This is a genomic window from Microvirga calopogonii, from assembly GCF_003347665.1.
GTDB classification, from domain to species: Bacteria; Pseudomonadota; Alphaproteobacteria; order Rhizobiales; family Beijerinckiaceae; genus Microvirga; species Microvirga calopogonii.
This window is the reverse complement of record NZ_QDGA01000007.1, coordinates 34628-52235: the sequence shown is the minus strand read 5'-3', so window position 1 is coordinate 52235 and position 17608 is coordinate 34628. Positions and strand designations below refer to the sequence as shown.

The following is a 17608-nucleotide window of genomic DNA, read 5'->3' as shown; positions in this document are numbered from 1 at the left end:
AGGTTGGCGTTATTTTTTACTGTTCGCGGGGGTCGAGCGCGTCGCGCAGGCCGTCGCCGAGGAGATTGAAACCGAGAACGATCAGGAAGATCGCGGAGCCCGGGAAGATCGACATCCAGGGAGCCTGATCCATGAAGTTCTTGGCAGTGTTGAGCATGGAGCCCCAGGAGGGGTTCGGCGGCTGCTGGCCGAGGCCGAGGAACGAGAGGCTCGCTTCCGCGATGATGGCGGTCGCGATGGTGAGCGTTCCCTGGACCAGGATCGGCGGAAGCACGTTCGGAAACACGTAACGCACCAGGATCCAGAAATCGGGCAGCCCGATGGCGCGTGCGCCCTCCACATAGTCTTCTGCCTTCACGGTCAGCACCTGTCCGCGGGTGAGACGGATGAAGATCGGCATGGCGGAGAGACCGATGGCGATCATCGCATTGGTAAGACTGGGGCCAAGGAAGGCGGCCAGCGCGATGGCGAAGATCAGGAAGGGGATCGCCAGCATGGCATCGGTGGCGCGCGAGATCGCGGCGTCGACCCAGCCGCCGAAATAGCCCGAGATAAGACCGAACGGCACGCCGAGCACGATGGCGATGGTGACCGACACGACGCCGGCCATGATGGACGCCCGGGCGCCCCAGAGCATGCGGGAGAGAAGATCGCGCCCGAGTTCGTCGGTGCCGAACCAGAACAGGGCCGAGGGTGCCTTGCGGATGCTCGTGAAGCTCGGCTTCACGGGATCGTACGGGGCGAAATAGGGCCCGACGAGGGCGACGAGAACGAAGAACAGCACGATGGCGGCGCCGAGCACGGCACTCTTGTTCCTCAGGAACTTGGCGAGGACGCGACTGCGCTTCTTGGGCAGCGCGACCTCGTCGGCGATAACGGCTGTGGCGGTCATGCGGCGTGCCTCAGGCGGGGATTGACGAGAACGTAGAGGACATCGGCCAGCAGGTTCATGAAGATGAAACCGACCGCCGTGCAGAGGACGACGCCCTGCACCACCGCGTAGTCGCGGTTGAACACCGCATCGACGATGAGCTTGCCGAAGCCCGGGATGGTGAAGATCTGTTCCGTGAGCACGGCGCCTGCGAGAAGCTCGCCGAAGAGCAGGGTGGACAGGGTCACGATGGGCACGAGCGCGTTGCGCAGCGCGTGTTTCAGGATGACCTTCCTGGACAGGAGACCCTTGGCGCGAGCGGTGCGGATGTAGTCGGAGCGCATGACGCCGAGCATTGCGCTGCGGGTATGACGCATGAGGCTGGCTGCGAGACCGGTGCCGAGTACGAAGGCCGGCATGAGCATGGTCTTGATGTTGAGCCACAGGTCTTCGGTCGGCGGCACATAGCCGGAAGCGGGCAGGAGCTTCCAGCGCACCGAGACCAGCATGATGAGCATGATGCCGAGCCAGAAATTGGGAATGGACAGGCCCGACAACGCGATGACGTTGGCCGTGTAGTCGACGGCCGTTCCTTTTCTCACTGCCGAGATGATGCCGGCCGGAATGCCGATGGCGAGCGCGACGATCATAGCCATGATGGCGAGTTCGATCGTGACCGGCAGCTTGCTCATGATCAGGTCGAGCACCGGGATGTCGGTGCGCAGCGAAATCCCGAGATTGCCGGTCAGGGCCGAGCCGATCCAGGCGAAGTACTGGACCGGGATGGGATCGTCCAGGCGGTACTTTTCGCGCAGGAACGCGAGCACCTGCGGATCGCGCTCCTCGCCCGCCATGGTGAGAACCGGATCGCCCGGCAGGAGCTTCTGCAGGGCGAAGACCAGGAGCGACACGATGATCAGTGTCGGAATGGCAATCAGTATTCGTCGTCCGATGTAGCGCAGCATCCGCTCGTGGAACCCATATCGAGGAAGGGCGGGGGCGTGCCCGGCTCGAAGGCCGGGCACGCTGCTTTTCAACTAGATCAAGAGGCGAACTTCACGCCCTTCAGGCGTATCATGCCGTCCGGATAGGGCTTGAAGTTCTGGACCTTCTTCGTGTGAACGAAGGGCCAGGGCTGATAGTAGGTGTAGATGATCGGCAGATCCTGCTTCAGGATCTCCTGAGCCGAATCGTAGAGCTGCTTGCGCTTGGCCTCGTCGTTCGTGACGCGGGCGTCGTTCAGCAGCTTGTCGACCTGCTCGTTGCAGTAGCGGCCATCATTGAGCGCGCCCTTGCAGGTGACGAAGGGGTGGATGTTGCCGTCGGGATCGACGCGACCGGACCAGCCGATCACGTTCACGTCGAAGTTGCCCGCCTGAGCTTCCTTCTGCATGGCCGCGAACTCGGTCGGGCGCAGCGAGATGTCGAAACCAGCTTCGGCCGCCATCGCCTGGATGATCTCGGCGATCTGCTGAGCCGTGGTTCCGGTGCCGAAAGTCAGTTCGAGCTTCACCCGGTCGACACCGGCCTCCTTCAGGAGCTGCTTGGCCTTGGCCACGTCACGCTCGTTGGCCTTGAACTTCGGGTTGTTGTAAGGGCTCGCTTCCGGGAAGGGCTGACCCGCGGGCGGATAGATGCCAGCGCCGACCACCTCGTTGATGACGTTGCGGTCGATGGACAGCTCAAGGGCCTGCCGGACGCGCTTGTCCTGACCGAGCGGGGTCTTGGAACGCTCACCGTTGTTGGTGTTGATCGTCAGGCCCTGGTAGCCGATGCCGGAGACGGGGGCAAAGACCAAGCTCGAGTCGCTCTTGACGGCCGGAACGTCGCTCGGCGCCAGACGCTCGAGAAGGTCGAGGTTGCCGGAGCGCACATTGGCGAGGCGCACGGTCGTATCCGGAATGGGCTGGAACACGACGCGCTCGAAGTTGTAGTTCTTCGCGTCCCAGTAATCGGCGAACTTCTCGAGCACGATGCGGTCGTTCTGAACGCGCTCGACGAACTTGTAGGGACCCGAGCAGACCGGCTTCTGGCCGAAGTCGGCGTTGCCGAGCGCCTTCGGCGACATGATCATGCCGGCGCGGTCGGAGAGTTGGGAGAGCAGGGTCGCGTCGGCGCGGGAAAGGTTGACCTTCACGGTCAGGTCGTCGACGACCTCGACATTGTCCACCGATGTCAGCTCGCTCTTGCGCAGGGAGTCCGGCAGGGTGCGGGCGCGGTCGATATTCGCCTTCACGGCAGCGGCGTTCATGGGCTCGCCGTCATGGAACTTGACGCCGGGACGCAGCTTGAAGGTCAACGACTTGCCGTCGTCGCCCCAGTTCCACTCGGTGGCGAGTTCGGGTGTGAACTTCAGGTCGGGCGTGATGTCGACGAGCTTGTTGCACAGCGACGTGAATACGATGCGCCCGACGAAGGTGCGCGCGCGGTGCGGATCGAGCACATCGGGATCTTCGTTCAGGCCAATGCGCAGGGTCTGCGCGGAGGCTGCGGTGCTCGCCAGGAGCCCCGCGGCCAAAGCAAGGAGAAGTCTCTTCTTCATTCCATGTCCTCCAGTTGTTCTCTGGTTGTCGTCCTCTGAGTTCAAGGGCTCGTCGCGACGGGCTTGTCCTGCCGTTCGCGCCAAGTTCGGTAGAGCGCCAGGCGCTTCGCGAGCGCAGCGCTCGGGGGCGGCGCGCTGATGGAGCCGGCGCCCGCTCCCTGAATTTCGCGCCAGAAATGGCAGGCAACCTGCCGTCCGTCCGGCGCGGTTTCGAGCGCCGGATGCTGCTCCTTGCAGAGAGCCCGGGCATGGGGGCAGCGGGTATGAAAGCGGCAGCCTGAGGGGGGAGCGGCGGGGCTCGGCACGTCGCCCTGGAGCAGCGCCTTCGGCTGGCGGTTCGTGGGGCTCGGGATCGGGATCGCGGCGAGCAGCGCCTGGGTGTAGGGATGCAGCGGATTGTCGAAGAGAGCGTCCGTGTCCGACAGCTCCACGATCTCACCGAGATACATCACCGCGACCCGGTCGCTCATGTGACGGATGACGGCAAGGTCATGGGCGACGATGACGAGAGTCAGGCCGAAGCGGTTCTTCAGGTCTTCGAGCAGGTTGATGATCTGCGCCTGGATCGACACGTCGAGCGCCGAGACCGGCTCGTCGCCGACGATCAGCTTGGGATCGCCCGCGAGCGCCCGGGCGATGCCGATGCGCTGGCGCTGGCCGCCGGAAAACTCGTGCGGATAACGGTCCGCATGGGTCGGCAACAGGCCGACCGTGCGCATGAGGTCCGCGACGCGTTCGCGCTTCTCGCGCCCGCTCGCCAGATTGTGCAGCCAGATCGGCTCGGCGATGATGTCGCCCACGTTCATGCGCGGGTTGAGGGACGCGAAGGGGTCCTGGAAGATGATCTGCAGCTCGCGCCGCAGCTTGCGCAGCTCGCCCTTGTCGAGCTTCACGATCGAGCGGCCCTCGTAGCGCACGTCGCCTTCGGTCGCTTCGATCAGGCGCAGCAGGAGGCGGCCCAGGGTGGACTTGCCGCAGCCGGATTCGCCCACGACCGCGAAGGTCTCGCCGCGCCGGATGCCGAGGGACACGCCGTCCACGGCGCGCACTATGGTCGGCTTGGACAACAGGCCGCCACCGCCGAAATGCTTCTTCAGGCCGATCCCTTCGAGCACGATGTCGTCAGCGGGCATCACGCTCATAGGGCGGCTCCACGGTGGATTTCGAGAGGGGCGTACCAGCAGCGCGCCTTGTGGCCGGGCTTGATCTCAGTGAGCGGCGGCGGATCATTGGCGCAATGGCTGTCGGAGAACGGGCAGCGCGGCGTGAAACGGCAGCCCTTGGGCATCAGCTCGGCCGGTGGAACGGTGCCGCGGATCGTGGCGAGGCGTCCCTGGCGCTTCCCGAGCGACGGAACGGAGCCCATGAGCCCGATGGTATAGGGGTGCTGCGGGTCATCGAAGATCGCCTCGACGGGCCCGCTCTCGACTACGCGCCCCGCATACATCACGGCGACCTCGTCGGCGACTTCCGCCACAACGCCGAGGTCGTGGGTGATGAGGATCATGGCCGTGCCGGTCTCCTCCTGCAGGCGGCGGATGAGCGTGAGTATCTGCGCCTGGATCGTCACGTCGAGCGCGGTGGTCGGCTCGTCGGCGATCAGGAGCTGCGGGTCGTTGGCGAGCGCCATGGCGATCATCACGCGCTGGCGCATGCCGCCCGACATCTCGTGCGGATAGGCGCGCAGGCGCTTCTCGGGCGCGGGGATGCGCACCTTCTTGAGCATGTCGAGCGCCCGCTCCCAGGCTTCGGCCTTGGACACCTTGCGGTGGCGGACGATGCCTTCCGCGATCTGGTCGCCGATGGTGAAGGCCGGGTTGAGCGAGGTCATCGGCTCCTGGAAGATCATCGCCATCCGGTCGCCGCGCAGGTCGGCCCGCTCGCGCTCGTCAAGCGTCAGAAGGTCTTGGCCACCGAACATGGCCGAGCCGGCGACGATCCGGGCCGGCGGCGTCGGCAGGAGGCCCATGAGGGCGAGCGACGTCACGCTCTTGCCGCAGCCGGATTCGCCCACGATGCACAGTGTCTTGCCCTTGCGCACGGAGAAGGACACGTCGTCGACGACGTTCACGCCCTTGGGCGCGCCGTCGAAGCGGACGGAAAGACCTTGAACGTCGAGCAACGGCGGCTCCGCGTCCAGCCCGATCGTGCCCGGCTCGTGAATATGCGTCCTCGATTGCTGCGTTGCCTCAAGTCCCATGGAGACGTTGATCCTCGGTGTTTTCGGATATTGCTTGTTGTGGATCCTTGCCGTCGGGCAGGGGGCTCATCATGACCTTCAACAACCCGTCACGCACCAGTTCGAGGTGTTCGCGCATGGCCTGTTCCGCCGCATGGGCCTCCCGCTGGGCGATGGCCGCGATCACGCGCCGGTGCTGGTCCACATAGACCTGCTGCCGGGCTCCCGAGCGGGCCCGCTCGCGCAGAAGGCGCCATGTGGCGTCCTGGCGAATGCGGTCGACCATGTCGAAGATCGCCAGGAGAAGCGAATTGCCCGCGACCTCCGCGATGGCGCGATGCAGGGCGCTGTCCCAGAGTTCACGGCCATCGGCATCGGACATCGAGGCGGTCTTGTCGGCCAGATGCAGGAGCCTTTCGATGTCGCCGTTCGAGGCGCGCAGGGCCGCGAGACGGGCGAGTGCCGGCTCGATCTCCAGGCGCACGTCCATGACTTCGAGCGGATTGGTTCGCCGGGACAGCTCGTCGAGATCTGACGGCTGCTCCGGAGGGCGGGGACCGAGAAAGGTCCCTTTTCCCTGGTGGCGCCAGATCCGCCCTTCGGCCTCCAGCACCTCGAGCGCCCGCCGCAGGGCGCGCCGGCCGATGCCAATCTGCGCCGCCAGAACCCGCTCCGACGGGAGCCGCTGCTCCCCGTCGAAGGAGCCGTCTTCCAGCAGGGCTCGAAGCCGCCCGAGGGCGAAGTTCGAGCTATCCAGCAATGGATCGAGGTTGGACATAGAGATCCGGCGATGGTTGAACCAATCTTGCTAGTGGTCCATAGAAGACGATCTATTGTTTCGTCTCTTTGGGCTGCCACGAAACAAGGCTAGCTCAAGGCTGAACCAATTTGCAACTGGTTCAGTGATGGTTCTCTGCTCACCGGGTGCCGGAACATTGGCCAGAAGGGGCCGAAAAGCGGCTTTTCCACTCTGCGCGATCCTCGATATCTGCCTAAAGTTTACGCAACGAAAGTCTAAAAGCCCGCAGCCACCCAGGGCAGACGGATTTGGCCCGAAACTTGCATCATAGTGTCGAGGTTCAACAGGCGTGCGCAACGAGAGCATTCAGGAACTTGACCAACGATACACAAACCGGTCAGCGGCCTCTTCGCGTTGCGATCATCGAGGAAAACAGCATCCGGGCGGCCATTCTCGTCGATGGATTGCGCGAGGCCGGGATCCTCGACGTGGAGGTCATCGAGACCATGACCAACATGCTCCGGCGCCTGAGCACCATCGATCCGGATGTGATCATCATCGGCATCGAGAACCCTAGCCGTGACGTGCTGGAGCAGATGTTCCAAGTCTCCAAGCTGGTATCGCGTCCCGTGGCCATGTTCGTGGACCGCTCCGACGGCGCCATGATTCAGGCTGCCGTCGAGGCGGGCGTTTCGGCTTATGTGGTCGACGGGATGCTCTCCGGATCTCTCGGCCGTTATGGTGTCGAACGTCTCGCGGAGCGACCAGCGCTGGAGCGGATCTCTCGTGGCTCTCGGCCGGGCCAGCGAATGCCGGGATCCGTCGAAGCCCGTCATCATCGGCGTGGGGCGCGTTTTCGGGCGGACCTCTCGTGCGAAATGCCGGATGCCCGAACAGCCTGTCCTGCTCGACGCGACGGCTTGAACATGCTGGAAGGACGCCGCATCACCGTACCCGAGAGCCGGGAACTCGATCTGTTCACGCGGATGCTTGAGCGGCATGGCGCCATTGCGGTGCGTTGCCCGCTCGTATCGATCCACGATGCGGAGGATCCGCGTCCTGTCGACGCTTGGCTCGAACGGCTCGTCGAGGACCGGCACGACATCGTGGTTCTCTATACGGGGGAAGGATTATCCCGCCTTCTCGGCCTCGCGCGGCGAAGGGGCATCGAGGCGGATGCGATCGCCGCGCTGAGCAAAGTCCTCAAGGTCGCGCGCGGCCCCAAACCGGCCAAGGTCCTGCGCGGCATCGGTCTCGCGGTGGACGTGATCGCCGAGGAACCGACGACGGCCGGGTTGATGCGGACCATGTCCGGTCTTTCCATCGCGGATAAACGGGTCGGCGTGCTGCTCTATCCGGGCGGCGAGGAGGCCTTGCCGCAATTTCTCGAAGCGGCAGGCGCGCAGGTCGATCCCGTGCTGAGTTACGGCTATGCGTCGGATGAGGAGGACGAACGTGTCCTCGGGCTCATCCGGGAACTCGCATCCGGCGGCATCGACATCATAGCCTTCACCAGTACGGCCCAGGTCCGGCGGCTGCAGGATGTCGCGCGGCGGTTCGGCATGGATGCCGACTTGAATGCGGCCATGAGGCGGACCCCGATTGCTGCCGTCGGACCCGTCACGGCGGAGGCAGTCGCGAAAGCCGGATGGCCTGTCGGCGCGATGCCGCACGACAGTTATCACCTCAAGCCGCTCGTGACAGCCTTCGGCCGGATCTTGTCCTGAGAGCCGGTCGTCAGCGCTCCCCTTTGAGGCCCTCATCGGATTCGAGAAGCGCCCGCAGGCCTTCGCGATAGGTCGGGTAGCGAAGCGCCACGCCGAGTTCCGCCTTGATGCGCGTGTTCCGCACGCGCTTGTTGTCGGAGTAGAAGGAACGCGCCATCGGCGTCTGCTCGGCCTCGTCGAAAGATATCTCCGGGGGAGGCTCTCGACCCAGCAACTCTGCCGCATAGGCGATGACATCCTGCGGCGGGCCGGGTTCGTCGTCCGCGACGTTGTAGATGGCGTTCCGGCTCGGGTGCTCCATCGATGCCATGAGAACCCCTGCGATGTCGGCCGTGTGGATTCGGTTGAACACTTGACCCGGTTTGACGATGCGCTTGGCGGTGCCCTCCGCGACCTTCACGAGAGCATTGCGGCCCGGGCCGTAGATGCCGGCCAGTCTGAAGATCTGTACGGCGAAGGGTGCACTTTCGCCGAGGGCGAGCCATTCCTGTTCGGCCGCTATTCGATGGCGCGAGCGGATCGTCGCCGGATCGGGCGTCGTCGTCTCGTCGACCCAATTGCCATCCGCATTGCCATAGACGCCCACGGTCGACAGGTAGCCGACCCATCGCAGGCGGGGTGCCGACGCGATGGCTTGAGAAAAATGCGCGAGCACGGGATCGGTCTCGCCCAGCGGCGGGATGGAGACGAGCAGGGCGTCCGCACGGGCGATCCGGTAGGGGATGCCGGGATCGTAACCGGCGCCATCGAACACATAGGCCTGAAGACCTTCCGCTTCCATCGCCCGCGCCTTCTCGGGCGAGCGAACCGTGCCGCCGATGGCCATGAACCGCTCGCGATGGAGGTGGATGAACTGGCGGACCGAATAGCCGAGACCGAAGACGAACAGGTTCATGAAATATCTGTAGCTGATTTCTGCGGGAGCGTCGGGCGACCCTAACGCATCGTGCGGAAAAGGGGAGACAGTTTTTCCTCGTTGTTGTGGCGAGAGGCGCTCTGCTGTGACGTGCCGAGAGTGACACCGCCTGTCATTCCGGGGCGAGCGTGAGCGAGAACTCGGAACCTATATCCGCTGACGATGCAGGAAGACGCGTGACGCTGATCGCTCTTTTTTGCGTCGCCGTGTCTATGGGTTCCGGGTTCGCCTGCGGCGCCCCGGAATGACAGGGGGTTATCTCGCATTCACCTGAACGCGCGATCCTCCATCTCTTCTCTGACGACGACTGCAAGTGTGTTTCCATCCTCACATCCATCATTCGATGACTTGATCGAAGCACCTACATGGGTCCATAACGTCGGGCCGAAACAGGCCGGACTGTCGTCGGTTGAGCTATTCTGCTCCCATCTGTTCCGGCGTGGAGGCGATCCATGGTGTTGACCAATGAGGACGTGGTCGATCTGGTGGCGTTTCGGCACAAGCTTCACAGCGCCCCCGAACTCTCCCGGCAGGAGGTTCAGACGGCACGGCACGTTCGTGCCTTCCTGGCTTCCACACGCCCGGACCAGATCATGACCGGCCTCGGCGGGCACGGCATCGCGGCGGTCTACGAGGGCAGGGCTCCGGGGCCCACCGTCCTGGTCCGAGCGGAACTCGACGGCTTGCCTATCGAGGAAATCTCCGATCGTCCCTATCGCTCCGCGACGCCCGGCAAGGCGCATCTCTGCGGCCATGACGGGCACATGGCGATCCTGGCCGGTCTTGCGCGCGCGCTCGGCCGCAAGCGCCCGCAGCGCGGCCGCGCCGTCTTGCTGTACCAACCGGCGGAAGAGGACGGTTCGGGAGCCGCTGCCGTCGTGGCCGATCCTCGATTCCGCGAGATCAGTCCGGATTATGCCTTCGCCCTGCACAATCTTCCCGGTCTGCCGTTCGGCCATGTCGCATTGGTGGAGGGGCCGGTCAGTTGCGCGTCCCGGGGCATGCGCATCGTCCTGAACGGCAAGACCGCTCACGCGTCGATGCCGGAGACGGGCCTTTCTCCAGTGGCCGTCGTGGCCGAACTGACGCCCGCTCTGACCGCACTGGGCCGGGGCGGCACCTTGGACGAAGGGTTCTCCATGGTGACGATCACTCACGTGAAGATCGGCGAACCTTCCTTCGGGGTGGCCCCGGCCCGCGCCGAGATCTGGGCGACCCTGCGCACCTTGACCGATGCCGGGATGGAGGACCTCTGCGTCAGCGCCGAGCATCTGGTCCTGAGCGCTGCACGGGAGAAAGGGCTGAGCGTCGAAATCTCCCATGACGACATCTTCGCGCATTGCGAGAACGCACCGGAAGCCGTCGCTGAGCTTCGCCGTGCCCTCGACGAGGAAGGCGTGCCGCACGGCAGCGGCCATCTCCCCATGCGGGCGTCGGAGGATTTCGGGCGCTTTGGCCAGAAGGCGCCCGCCGCCATGTTCTTCCTCGGGGCCGGCGAGAACCATCCGAGCCTGCACAACCCCGACTACGATTTCCCGGACGACCTGATCCGCATCGGTGTCCGCGTGTTCATGCGGACCTTGCGGAATTTGTTGGGATAGAGCTCTGCGGTGTCATCCCCGGCGCACGAAGTGCGGGAAGGGGATCCATGGCGTTGCGCTTGATCGTGGGTTCCCTTCCCCTGCGCTTCGCTCCGGCCGGGAATGACATCCGCGACGTCATCACCGGCCTTGTGCCGGTGATCCCGGTTGGAAAAGCGCCGCGCTTCACATCATCGGGATGGCCGGGACAGGCCCGGCCATGACGTGGCGGGCATTCTCGCCGACGAACCATGCGTCGGGTGACGCACCCTAAAGCGGCAGGTCCCGCAGTGCCGACACGGCCTGCATGACGCCGCGCAGTTCGGCGAGGCCTCTCATGCGGCCGATGGCGGGATAGCCGGGGTGCGTGGGCTTGCCGACATCGTCGAGGAGTTCGTGGCCGTGGTCCGGCCGCATGGGGATGCGCCAGTGCGTCTCGCCCGCATCCTTGCGGCGCTTCTGCTCTCCGAGAAGCACCGTGACAAGGGCCACCATGTCCGTGTCGCCGCCGAGATGGTCGGCTTCCATGAAGGTGCCGTCCGGCTCCTTGGCGACGTTGCGCAGATGAGCGAACCAGATCCGGTTCGAGAAGCGTTTCGCGATGGCCGGAACGTCGTTGACGGGATTGGCCCCGAGGGAGCCGCTGCACAAGGTGAGGCCGTTGGCGGGGGAATCGACGGCATCGAGGATGAACGCGATGTCGTCCGCGTTGGACACGATGCGGGGCAGTCCCATGAGCGGACGCGGCGGATCGTCGGGATGGATGCACATCCGGATGCCGACTTCCTCCGCGGTCGGAATCACCTCGCGCAGGAACCGGGCGAGGTTCTCGCGTAAGGCGCGGGCGTCGATATCCTTGTAGCGCTCGAGCATGACGCGCAGGCCCGGCACGTCATAGCGGTCATAGGCGCCCGGCAGGCCCGCCATGATGTTGGAGAGAAGCTTCCGCCGGTCGGCTTCGGACGAGCGGAGATGCCAGTCCTTCGCGCGCGTCAGCACATCGGGGGCGTAATCCGCCTCGGCGCCCGGGCGCTCCAGCATGAAGCAATCGAAGGCCGCGAATTCATGAATGTTGAAACGCAGGGCCGTCGCGCCGCCCGGAAGAGGATAGGCGAGCTCCGTGCGGGTCCAGTCGACCACCGGCATGAAATTGTAGCAGATCGTCGTGACACCGCATTGCGCGAGGTTGCGCATGGACTGGCGGTAATTGTCGAAAAGGCTCGTCAGGTCGCCTTCGCCGATCTTGATGCGCTCGTGGATCGGCAGGCTCTCGACCACGCTCCAGCGCAGGCCGAGCGAGGGATCGGCGGCAATCAGCGCCTTGCGCTTCTCGATCTCCTCGACGCTCCAGATCACCCCATAGGGAATCTGATGCAGGGCCGTGACGATGCCCGTCGCGCCCGTCTGTCGGATGTGGGAAAGCTGAACGACGTCCTCGGGGCCGAACCAGCGCCAGGTCTGTTCCATGATTGCCTCTTAGTGGTGGTGCCGAACATGGGCGTCGGCGGAAGTTCCGAATTCTTTCGTCGTGGAGGTCACGCGCTGAGCACCTCCGGCAGAGCATCGGACTCAGGCTCGAACAGGTCCGGATGCTTCGCGGCGAGCTCGGGCAGGGAGCGAAGGATTTCGCTCAGGTGCTGATGCATGGCCTTTTCGGCCGCCGCGGGATCGCCGGCCCTGATGGCCTCCACGATTTCCGCGTGCTGCGCGACGATGAGGTGGCGCGGGGTTGCCTGCGTCACGTCGAGATAGCGCACCCGGTCCATCTGCGGCTTGACGTCCTCGATCATGCGCCACGCGGCGGGCCGCCCGGCCGCTTCCGCGAGAAGCCGGTGAAACTCCTCGTCGAGGGCCATGAAATCGTCCGACGAGGTGGCGCGTTGGGCACGACGCTGCCGGGTCAGGCTGGCATTCAGCTCGGCCAGAAGCACGGGCGTGGCCTTCAGGGCCGCCTCCCGTACGACGGCGCATTCGACCGCCACGCGGATGAAGCGCGCATCCTCGACGGCGGCGCGCGAGATCTTGACCACCTGCGTGCCCCGTTGCGGCAGGACCCGCACGAGGCCGGCCTCGCTCAGCTTGATCAAAGCCTCGCGCACCGGCGAGCGGCTCACGCCGAATCGCTGCGCCAGATCCTGCTCGGAGAGCATTTCACCGGGTGCGATCTTCATGCTGACGATGGCTTGACGAAGGGCGCGCGTGACCTGCCGGGCCATGGGTTCACGGCTGCTGTCGAGCTTCGCGAGGGCTGGTCTATTGGTCATAAGTGGCACACTACCATACTAGTAGACCGTTGCAAAGGATCGGCGATGGGCTTAAGGTTTGTTCCATGAGGCGCTCGCAACCGGTTCGCGAAGTGGACATTGGGCGAAGCGTCGAGGGAGTACGCCATGTTGATCCACCCGGACCGGCTGTTTCCTGTCGAGCCCGCCGCCCGCGATGTGGCGCGCAGGCTCTATGCGCAGGTGCAGGACCTGCCAGTCGTCTCCCCGCATGGCCATACGGATCCGCGCTGGTTCGCGGAGAACGAGCCGTTCCCGGATCCGGCGACGCTCTTCGTCATCCCCGACCACTACATCTTCCGCATGCTCTACAGCCAGGGCGTGCGTCTGGAAGACCTCGGGATTCCGGCAAAGGACGGCTCTCCCGGCGAACGCGATCCGCGGGCGATCTGGCGTCGCTTCGCGTCGCATTACCACCTCTTCCGCGGAACCCCTACGCGCCTGTGGCTCGACCATACCTTCGCGACCCTGTTCGGCTTCACGGAGCGGCTCTCGGCCGCGAACGCGGACGCCTATTACGACCGCATCGACGCCGCGCTTCGCACGCCCGAGTTCCGCCCGCGCGCACTCTTCGAGCGTTTCCGCATCGAGGCCATCGCCACGACGGAAAGCCCGCTCGATCCGCTGAAGCATCATGAGACGATCCGGCAGTCGGGCTGGAAGGGCAGGGTGGTGACGGCCTATCGCCCGGACCCGGTCGTCGATCCCGAATTCGAAGGCTTCCGGCAGAATCTCGCGCGCTTCGGTGAGATCACAGGATGCGACACCTCCACCTGGAGCGGTTATCTGGATGCGCACCGAAAGCGGCGCGCGTTCTTCCGCGACTACGGTGCGACGTCCACTGATCACGGCCACCCCACCGCACGGACGGCCGATCTCTCCCCGGCCGATGCGGAAGCCCTGTTCCGCCGCGTCTCGTCCGGTGACGCGACGCCGGAGGATGCGGAGCTGTTCCGCGCCCAGATGCTGACCGAGATGGCCGCGATGAGCGTCGAGGACGGCATGGTGATGCAGCTCCATCCCGGCTCCTTCCGCAACCACAACGACGCGCTCTATCGCCGTTTCGGCCGCGACATGGGGGCCGACATCCCGCTGCAGACCGATTACGTCCGCGCGCTCAAGCCGCTGCTCGACCGCTTCGGCAACGAGCCGGACTTCACCTTCATTCTCTTCACGCTCGATGAAACGAGCTATTCGCGCGAGCTGGCGCCGCTCGCGGGGCATTACCCGGCCTTGAAGCTCGGTCCCGCCTGGTGGTTCTTCGATGCGCCGGAAGGCATGCGCCGGTTCCGCGAGCTCACGACGGAGACGGCGGGCTTCTACAACACGGTCGGCTTCAACGACGACACGCGCGCCTACCTGTCCATCCCGGCGCGGCACGACGTGGCCCGCCGGGTGGACTGCGCCTATCTCGCCAACCTCGTGACGACCCATCGCCTCGACGAGGACGAAGCGCACGAGCTGGCCTACGATCTCGCCTATCGCCTCGCCAAAGAGGCCTACAAGCTGTGACACGGGACATGGCCGGCCATGATGAGCCATGTCGCACAGAACGGGAGGAAGACATGACGAACCTGATCACCAGGCGGACTTTCGTCGGCGGTGTCGCCGGCGCCGCCGGCGTTGCAACCCTCGGCGGCAAGGCTTTCGCGCAGGCGACCCTGCCCACGAGCCCGGTTACCCTCAACATCATCGACGTCGCCGGCAACCTGGCGCTGACCCAGAAGGCCATCGAGAATTACCGCAAGGCGAAGCCCAATCTCGTTTCGCGCATCACCTTCACCAAGGCGACGGCGCCGGAACTCGCGGGCAAGATCAAGGCGCAGCAGGATGCGGGCCGGGTCGACATCGACCTCGTGCTCACCGGCACCGACGCGCTCTCCGCCGGCATCGAGCAGAAGCTGTGGGTCGACCTGATCCCCGGACAGGCGAACTCCCTGCCGAAGCTCGACGACATCTACCTCGCGCCCGCCGCCAAGATGCAGGGGCTGGCCAAGGGGCAGGGCGTCGTCGTGACCTATTATCCGTCGGGCCCGCTCCTCGAATACATGCCCGACAAGGTCAAGAACGTGCCGACCACGGCCGAGGAACTCCTGGCCTACACCAAGGCCAATCCGGGACGCTTCCTCTATGCGCGCCCGGCGAATTCCGGTCCGGGCCGCACCTTCATCATGGGCCTGCCCTACATCCTCGGCGACAGCAACCCGCAGGATCCGGCCAAGGGCTGGGACAAGACCTGGGCCTACCTGAAGGAGCTCGGGCAGAACATCGAGTATTATCCGTCGGGCACCGGCGCGGTCATGAAGGAACTCGGCGAAGGCTCGCGCGACATGACCGTGTCGACCACCGGCTGGGACATCAACCCGCGCGTCCTCGGCGTCGTGCCGAAGGAGGCCAAGGTGGCGGCGCTCAAGGGCTTCCACTGGGTGGCTGACGCCCACTACATGTGCGTGCCCAAGGGCCTGCCCAACGAAAAGATGGCGGTTCTCCTCGATCTCATGAGCTTCCTGCTCACCAAGGAGCAGCAGGCCTACACCTACGATGAAGGCTACTTCTATCCGGGTCCTGCCGTGAAGGGCGTGACCCTCGACATGGCGCCCGCTGAGAGCCAAGCGGCCATCAAGGAATTCGGCCGTCCCGAATACGAGAAGTGGATCGCCGAGAACCCCATCGAACTGCCGCTCCAGCCAGACCAGATGGTCGTCGCCTTCCGCATGTGGGACGAGCAGGTCGGCGGCGGCAAGCGCAAGTAAGACGAAGAACAAGGACCCGCGATGACCATTGCCCTTTCCCAGTTCGACGAAGTGCGGCTCGACCATGTGAGCCGCGACTTCGGGGCGCTCAACGCTCTGCGCGACATTTCCCTCACGATCCGGCGGCGCGAGTTCATCGCGCTGCTCGGGCCTTCGGGCTGCGGGAAATCGACGACGTTGAACTGCATCGCGGGCCTTCTGCCTGTGACCGGCGGGGCGATCTGGCTCGACAAGAGCCGGGTCGACACGCTGCGTCCCGAGGAGCGCGGGTTCGGCATGGTGTTCCAGAACTACGCGCTCTTTCCCCATCTCAACGTGCGCCAGAACATCGGCTTCGGCCTCAAGATGCGGGGCAAACCAAAGGCCGAGATCGACCGCAAGGTGGACGAGGCCCTGAACCTCGTGCGCCTGAAAGGGCAGGAAAACAAGCTGCCGGGCCAGCTTTCCGGCGGCCAGCAGCAGCGCGTGGCGATTGCCCGCGCCATCGTCATCGAGCCGCCGCTGGTGCTGATGGACGAGCCCCTGTCGAACCTCGATGCGAAGCTGCGCCTCGAAATGCGCGCGGAGATCCGGCGCATTCACAACGAACTCGGCGCCACCACCATCTACGTCACTCACGACCAGGACGAGGCATTGTCGCTCGCCGACCGCATCGTGGTCCTGCGCGACGGCGTGGTCCGGCAGGTCGGGACTCCGAAGGAGCTTTACGAGGCGCCGTCCCATCTCGACGTGGCCGATTTCATGGGCTTCCGCAACAAGCTGAAAGGCAAGGTGGTCGGAACCGAAGGCGGCCGTGCCGTTCTCGACGTGGAGGGGGCACGCATCAGCGGCGTCGCCCGCGAAACCCTGTCCGCTGGCGCGACGGCCTATGCGGCCATCCGCCCGGACGACCTCATGGTCGGCGAGGCGGGGCTGAACGCCATCACGGTGACGGTCGACACCATCGAGTATCGCGGCCGCGAATTCGTCGGCACGGCCCATTCGGCCGGCGGCCTCGATTTCGTGTTCCGCTCCCATCAGCCGGTGGAGCCCGGATCGAACGTGCATCTGCGGGCGGACGACCAGCGCGTTCTCGTCTTCGCGGAGCCGATCCAGGGGAGGCATTGATGGATGCGCTGACCCACGCGACTCCTGTCGAGCACGGGCCCAGCCTGCGCCAGCGTCTCGCGGCCCGGGGCTTCGATGCGGTGACCCTGCTCGTCATCCCGGCGGCGATCTTCAGCCTGCTGCTCTTCGTCTATCCCTTCGCCTTCGGGTTCATCCTGTCCTTCGAACCGAAGGCCGGGGGCGACTGGCTCGCCAATTACAAGCGCTTCTTTTCCGATCCGTTTCTCTACGACACGATCGGGAACACGCTCCGGCTCGCGATCCCCGTCACGCTCCTCAACCTGCTGCTGGCGGTGCCGATCGCCTTCCGTGTGCGCCTCATGCGCCGCCAGCGCCTTCTCACCACGATCCTCGTCCTGCCGATCACCCTCGGCACGGTTCTCGTGGCCGAGGGCCTGCTGAACTATCTCGGGCCGCAGGGCTGGTTCAACCGCACGCTCATGACCTTCGGGCTGATTTCGCAGCCCTTGAAGCTCGTCCACAATTACTGGGGCGTCTTCGCCTCGCTGGTGATCACGGGCTTTCCGTTCACCTTCCTGCTGACGCTCTCCTATGTCACGGGCATCGACCCGGCCCTCGAACAGGCGGCCGCGACGCTGGGCGCCAGCGCGTGGCAGCGCTTCCGCCACGTCTACCTGCCGCTGCTCATGCCGGGCTTCGCCATCACCTTCTGCCTGTCCTTCGTGCAGGCCTTCTCGGTGTTCCCCTCGGCGGTGCTGCTGGGCGAGCCCGCGGGCGTCACCCGCGTCATCTCGATCGCGGCGGCGACGGCGGCCTTCGAGGAATACGACTACTCCATGGCCTCTTCCATCGCGATGATCATGGGCTTCGTGCAGCTCGCCATCGTGGTGGCGGTGCTCGCCTCTCGCGGCCTGTTCTACCGTGGCCCCGCTTCCGGCGCGAAAGGGTAAA

At 65.1% G+C, this 17608-nt stretch carries 16 protein-coding genes and 1 pseudogene; 8 read left to right on the top strand and 9 right to left on the bottom strand.

Features of this window, described 5'->3' with window-relative positions; translation table 11 throughout:
* Positions 1-16: 16 nt before the first annotated feature.
* The 6 genes from DDF70_RS08970 to DDF70_RS08945 form a co-directional block, all read right to left on the bottom strand.
* Complete coding sequence (locus DDF70_RS08970; RefSeq protein WP_114944529.1) at positions 17-892, bottom strand: ABC transporter permease; 876 nt, start codon at positions 890-892, stop codon at positions 17-19.
* Positions 889-1836: an ABC transporter permease gene (locus DDF70_RS08965; protein WP_114944528.1), complete on the bottom strand. Its 948-nt coding sequence runs from the start codon at positions 1834-1836 to the stop codon at positions 889-891. Before DDF70_RS08965 ends, DDF70_RS08970 begins: the two co-directional genes overlap by 4 nt.
* Before the next feature lie 77 nt (positions 1837-1913).
* Positions 1914-3413 (bottom strand): ABC transporter substrate-binding protein, encoded by a 1500-nt coding sequence (locus tag DDF70_RS08960; protein WP_114944527.1) that lies wholly within the window; start codon positions 3411-3413, stop codon positions 1914-1916.
* A 41-nt stretch (positions 3414-3454) separates the two neighbouring features.
* The gene (locus tag DDF70_RS08955) at positions 3455-4555 is read right to left on the bottom strand and encodes an ABC transporter ATP-binding protein (RefSeq protein ID WP_114944526.1); all 1101 of its coding nucleotides are present in this window, start codon (positions 4553-4555) and stop codon (positions 3455-3457) included.
* A complete protein-coding gene (locus tag DDF70_RS08950; RefSeq protein WP_114944525.1) occupies positions 4552-5613 on the bottom strand; it encodes an ABC transporter ATP-binding protein in 1062 nt (353 codons plus the stop codon). Before DDF70_RS08950 ends, DDF70_RS08955 begins: the two co-directional genes overlap by 4 nt.
* A complete protein-coding gene (locus DDF70_RS08945; protein ID WP_114944524.1) occupies positions 5603-6370 on the bottom strand; it encodes a FadR/GntR family transcriptional regulator in 768 nt (255 codons plus the stop codon). Before DDF70_RS08945 ends, DDF70_RS08950 begins: the two co-directional genes overlap by 11 nt.
* A 335-nt stretch (positions 6371-6705) precedes the next feature.
* Here DDF70_RS08945 and DDF70_RS39175 point away from each other — a divergent pair.
* Together DDF70_RS39175 and DDF70_RS37920 are read left to right on the top strand one after the other, a co-directional pair.
* Positions 6706-7047 (top strand): annotated as a pseudogene (locus tag DDF70_RS39175) (ANTAR domain-containing response regulator); the annotation flags it as partial.
* The gene (locus tag DDF70_RS37920; protein WP_425374064.1) at positions 7045-8058 is read left to right on the top strand and encodes a uroporphyrinogen-III synthase; all 1014 of its coding nucleotides are present in this window, start codon (positions 7045-7047) and stop codon (positions 8056-8058) included. The pseudogene DDF70_RS39175 and the gene DDF70_RS37920, both read left to right, overlap by 3 nt.
* A gap of 10 nt (positions 8059-8068) precedes the next feature.
* On the opposite strand, the gene DDF70_RS08925 is transcribed toward DDF70_RS37920, so the two are convergent.
* Positions 8069-8953: an SDR family oxidoreductase gene (locus DDF70_RS08925; RefSeq protein ID WP_114944523.1), complete on the bottom strand. Its 885-nt coding sequence runs from the start codon at positions 8951-8953 to the stop codon at positions 8069-8071.
* Positions 8954-9426: 473 nt separating this feature from the next.
* Between DDF70_RS08925 and DDF70_RS08920 the strand changes: the two genes are divergently transcribed.
* Together DDF70_RS08920 and DDF70_RS36485 are read left to right on the top strand one after the other, a co-directional pair.
* Positions 9427-10575, top strand: coding sequence for an amidohydrolase (locus tag DDF70_RS08920; protein WP_114944522.1), 1149 nt, complete (start codon positions 9427-9429; stop codon positions 10573-10575).
* A gap of 47 nt (positions 10576-10622) precedes the next feature.
* Positions 10623-10778: a hypothetical protein gene (locus DDF70_RS36485; protein WP_162820297.1), complete on the top strand. Its 156-nt coding sequence runs from the start codon at positions 10623-10625 to the stop codon at positions 10776-10778.
* A 46-nt stretch (positions 10779-10824) separates the two neighbouring features.
* On the opposite strand, the gene uxuA is transcribed toward DDF70_RS36485, so the two are convergent.
* Together uxuA and DDF70_RS08910 are read right to left on the bottom strand one after the other, a co-directional pair.
* Positions 10825-12021 carry a mannonate dehydratase gene (uxuA, locus tag DDF70_RS08915; RefSeq protein ID WP_114944521.1) on the bottom strand — a complete coding sequence of 399 codons (1197 nt, stop codon included), beginning with the start codon at positions 12019-12021 and terminating at the stop codon, positions 10825-10827.
* Positions 12022-12089: 68 nt separating this feature from the next.
* On the bottom strand, positions 12090-12818 hold the full coding sequence (locus DDF70_RS08910) for a GntR family transcriptional regulator (RefSeq protein WP_114944520.1): 729 nt from the start codon (positions 12816-12818) through the stop codon (positions 12090-12092).
* Between the two features lie 126 nt (positions 12819-12944).
* Here DDF70_RS08910 and uxaC point away from each other — a divergent pair, with 126 nt between their 5' ends.
* The 4 genes from uxaC to DDF70_RS08890 are packed head-to-tail and all read left to right on the top strand — an operon-like array spanning position 12945 to position 17607.
* On the top strand, positions 12945-14348 hold the full coding sequence (gene uxaC, locus DDF70_RS08905) for a glucuronate isomerase (RefSeq protein WP_114944519.1): 1404 nt from the start codon (positions 12945-12947) through the stop codon (positions 14346-14348).
* Positions 14349-14401: 53 nt separating this feature from the next.
* Positions 14402-15589 (top strand): ABC transporter substrate-binding protein, encoded by a 1188-nt coding sequence (locus DDF70_RS08900; RefSeq protein ID WP_114944518.1) that lies wholly within the window; start codon positions 14402-14404, stop codon positions 15587-15589.
* 21 nt (positions 15590-15610) lie between these two features.
* Entirely contained in the window at positions 15611-16696 is a 1086-nt protein-coding gene (locus DDF70_RS08895; protein WP_114944517.1) for an ABC transporter ATP-binding protein, read from the top strand.
* A complete protein-coding gene (locus tag DDF70_RS08890; protein WP_114944516.1) occupies positions 16696-17607 on the top strand; it encodes an ABC transporter permease in 912 nt (303 codons plus the stop codon). Before DDF70_RS08895 ends, DDF70_RS08890 begins: the two co-directional genes overlap by 1 nt.
* The last annotated feature ends 1 nt before the right edge of the window (position 17608 follow it).